The organism is Streptomyces tricolor (assembly GCF_002155905.1).
GTDB lineage: Bacteria > Actinomycetota > Actinomycetes > Streptomycetales > Streptomycetaceae > Streptomyces > Streptomyces tricolor.
The window spans coordinates 1-3,719 of record NZ_MUMF01000791.1; the positions used below are offsets into that span (position 1 = coordinate 1).

The 3,719-nt window shown below is 75.7% G+C and carries 3 protein-coding genes; 1 reads left to right on the forward strand and 2 read right to left on the reverse strand.

All coding sequences use genetic code 11. The features are described 5' to 3' along the window. Positions 1-266 precede the first annotated feature (266 nt). Positions 267-1,601, forward strand: coding sequence for a helix-turn-helix transcriptional regulator (locus tag CCN44_RS39610; RefSeq protein ID WP_059255708.1), 1,335 nt, complete (start codon positions 267-269; stop codon positions 1,599-1,601). Positions 1,602-1,632: 31 nt separating this feature from the next. Here the strand turns inward: CCN44_RS39610 and CCN44_RS39615 are convergent, their stop codons facing one another. Together CCN44_RS39615 and CCN44_RS39620 are read right to left on the reverse strand one after the other, a co-directional pair. Further along, on the reverse strand, positions 1,633-2,664 hold the full coding sequence (locus CCN44_RS39615; RefSeq protein ID WP_086703949.1) for an ROK family protein: 1,032 nt from the start codon (positions 2,662-2,664) through the stop codon (positions 1,633-1,635). Beyond that, positions 2,661-3,326, reverse strand: coding sequence for an HAD-IA family hydrolase (locus CCN44_RS39620; protein WP_086703951.1), 666 nt, complete (start codon positions 3,324-3,326; stop codon positions 2,661-2,663). The genes CCN44_RS39615 and CCN44_RS39620 overlap by 4 nt, the downstream gene beginning before the upstream one ends. Positions 3,327-3,719: the final 393 nt, after the last annotated feature.

Genomic DNA, 3,719 nt, shown 5'->3' on the forward strand with positions numbered 1-3,719 from the left:
GCCGCGTCCTGATCGGGACGCGGCCGCACCGGGACACGTCGCCGAACCGCCGTCCCGCGTCGACGGGCCGGGTACAGCAGCGCGGGCCGGCCGGCCGCATCGATGCATCCACCCCACGTGTGCGCACGCGGAGCGCTGCGCACAGCACTTCACCGGTGGCCCCGCGGGGGCTTCCCACAAGGAACCGCCGCGGTCCGCCGGTCGTGACACGGCGTCGAGAGCCGGCGCCGGGGTTCCACCGCACAGTACGTCGAATTGGGGGTTCCATGGTCGGGCACGTACGCGAACCGGATGCCTGTGAAGAACCGACACTGCCGCCCTGCGTCGCGCTCGACTGCGTCACCGCCGGGATCCTGACCCGGGCACACGAGCGCTGGCACCACGGCCGCCTCAGGGAGGCCATAGCCCTCGCCGAGCAGGCGGTCGAGGCGGACTGCGGCCGCTGCGGAAGGCCCTGTTCCGTCTATGCGGGCCTGCTCCTGACCCTGTTCCTGGTGGGCATCCGCCACGTGGACGAGGCGGCGGACCTGCAACGCCGGCTCCACGCCTCGCCCGAGGTGCAGGACGACCTCCAGCTCGTCGCCAGCACCACGCTCGTGGGCGCCAAGGTGGCGCTCGCCGCCGGTGACTACGCGGACGCGGCAGCACTCGCCGAACAGGGCCTGCGCCTCGCGGCCGAGACCGGCCAGACCGCCTGGACCCCGGTCGGGAACCTGGTGCTGGCCACCACGACCCTGCGCCGGGGCGACCTCTGCGCGGCACTGCACTACAGCGCCAAACTGGAGGAGGACGCGGTCTTCGCCCGGGAGATGTTCCCGGTCGGACAGTCCGCGTGGGCCATCGTGCAGCTCAGCGAGGCGGGGAAGGGCCGCGACAAGGCCGTGGCCCTCGCCCGGGAACTGCTCGGGTCGCAGACGTTCACCCGTCGCCTGCTGGTGGCGGAACCCGCGGCGGTGCCCTGGCTGGTCCGGCTGCTGCTCCGGGTCGGCGAACGCGGGCCGGCCGGCGCGGGAGTCCGCTTCGCCGAGCGGCTCGCGGCCGAGAACCCGGACGTCGACTCCATCGGCGCCGCCGTCCTGCACGCGGCCGCGCTGCTGGAGGACGACCTCGACAAGCTGCGGCGGGCCGCGGAGTCCCACACCGATCCCTGGGCCCGCGCCTCGGTGCTGGAGGACATCGGAGTCCGGCTCTCCGCTGGGCAGGACGAATCCCCGGAGGCGGCCGGATACTTCGAGCGGGCCATGCGCGCCTACACCCACATGGGCTCGCTGCGCGACGCGTCGCGGGTGATGAGCCGGCTGCGGGGCATCAACGCCAGCCCGCGCTCCCGCGGACGGTGCCGGCCGCGCAGCGGCATCCAGGGGCTGACGGACACGGAGTACGCCGTGGCGAAACTGGTCTCGCAGGGGCTGACCAACAGCGAGACGGCGGAGCAGATGTTCCTGTCCCGCCACACCGTCGCCTTCCATCTGCGCAGGGTGTTCCAGAAGGTCGGGGTCAAGTCCCGGCTCGAACTGGCCGTCATGTGGAACGAACTCGACACCGGCTCCGCCGGCCCGGCCGCCGACGCCGCGCCCGTACTGAGCGGCAGCCGGACCTGACAGACCGACGCCGCGCGCCCGCGCGCCCCGCTCAGCCCGGCGGATCATGGCCGGCCGGGGCGGCGGTACCCACCGGGGCGCGCCCCAGGACGCGGGCGAGCGCCACGGCTCCGCGCAACGACGTGAGCCCGCCCCGGCACGACGGCCGTACCGGTGGTGCGGGCACGCCCGGCCGGGCCAGGGCGTGCAGATGACGCGCCACCGCGTCGACGAAGCCGGGCAGCCCGGCGGCGAATCCGCCGCCCACGACCACCAGACCGGGGTGCATCAGCTCCCGGACGCCGGTGACCGCGAGCGCGATCCGGTGACAGGTGCGGTCCACGGCCTGTACGGCCCACGACTCCTGGAGCGCGAACCCCTCCCGCAAGCCCCGGTACGTCACCTCGGCGCCGTGCAGCCGGCTCGCCCGGGCCAGGGTGGCCGGGCCGGAGGCGATGGACTGCAGACAGCCCCGCCGGCCGCACCGGCAGGGCGGACCGTCCGGGTCGGTCACCACATGACCGAGTGCGAAGGAGCCGCGTCCGAGGCCGGGGAGCGGGCCGGCGCCGGACGTGAGGCCGCCTCCGACGCCGGTGCCGACCTCGACGTACAGCACGTCGGCGCAGCCGGTCGCCTCCGCCTCCGCCAGCGCGGCCAGGTCGCCTTCGCCGGCCCAGCCAACCGGCGTGCCGGGGAACAGCTCCGCCATGGCGCGGCGGACGTGCAGGCCGATCCACTCCGGGCGGCTCGGCCAGACCGCCACGCGGTCGTCCGGGCCGACGGTGGCGGGCAGCGCGATGCCCACGGCGGCGAACCCGCCCGGGACCGCCAGGCGCAACAGGCCGACCTCGGTGGCGAGCTGGGCCATGTCGGAGGCGACCCCGCGGCCGTGCCAGCGCACGACGCGCTCACGGAACCTCCCGCCCGGGGCCTCCGCCCGCAGGGCCACCTTGGTGCCGCCGATCTCCACGCCGAGCCAGGCGGCCGGCGGCCGGGAGCCGGCGGACGCGGACGGCGTCGGCCGGGAGCCGGCGGACGCGGACGGCGTCGGCCGGGAGCCGGCGGACGCGGACGGCGGGCTCATCCCAGGCCGCCGACCGGAGCCGGGGGCCACCAGGCCAGCAGATCCGCGGGGGACTTCAGGACCAGGTCGGGCCCGGAGGCCAGCAGCTCGTCCTCGTCGACCGTCGCCCATGTCGCCGCGGCGGCGGTCACGCCCGCACCCCGGGCGCTGCGGACGTCCGCGGGGGCGTCCCCCACCATGATCGCCTGCTCGGCCGGGACGTCGAGCAGCCGCAGGGCCCGGAGCACGATGTCCGGTGCCGGCTTGGGGCGCGCGACCTCGTCGGAGCCGATCACATGGTCGAAGAACTCGGCGATGCCCAGGATCTCCAGCAACGAGCGGGCCCGGGCCCCGGACTTCCCCGTGGCCACGGCGAGCCCCGGCCCGCGGGCGCGCAGGGTCTCCAGCAGGTCCACGATCCCGTCGACCACCGGGACCTCACCGGCCAGCCGGTGGCTCTCACGGACGAACGGCTCCGCCATCTCCGCCGGGAGCCCCAGGACGCGCAGGACCTCCGGCAGGTACACGCCCTGGTACCGCTGGTACTCCGCGACCGGGGCGGGGCCGTCCCCGACCACCTCGGCGTACGCGGCGGCGAAGGCCCTGCCCGTCACCTCGTGGCTGTCGACCAGGACACCGTCGAGGTCGAAGATCACCGCGCTGCGTCGCGCGACGGTCGTCATCTCTCACCTGCCTCGGACTCGGCCGGCCCGGCCGGCACCAGGGACGCGCCGCGGCAGCGTGGCTCGCTTCGGCGGCGGTGACGAATCGGTGGGCGCCCTGGAGTGCCCGGCCCCGGCACGAGGGCCCGGCCGGCAGCGTGTTCGGTGGGGGGAGCCGACGGTCGTACGTGCGCGGCGCCGACCGGTTCCGCGGGCACCCGGGTGTCGCTGACCTCTTCCGCCCGGACAGGGGTGGTCCGGGGCGGCGGTAGGGTGTCGCTCCACCGTAGGCGCCGGTCGCGGCCGACGCATCCCACGACCTGGTAGTGCCCGGCTGAGGTCCGGCTCGGCTGAGGTCCGGCTCGGTCGAGGTCCGGCCTGTCCGGGGGTTGGCCCACCCGGGGATTCGCCGGA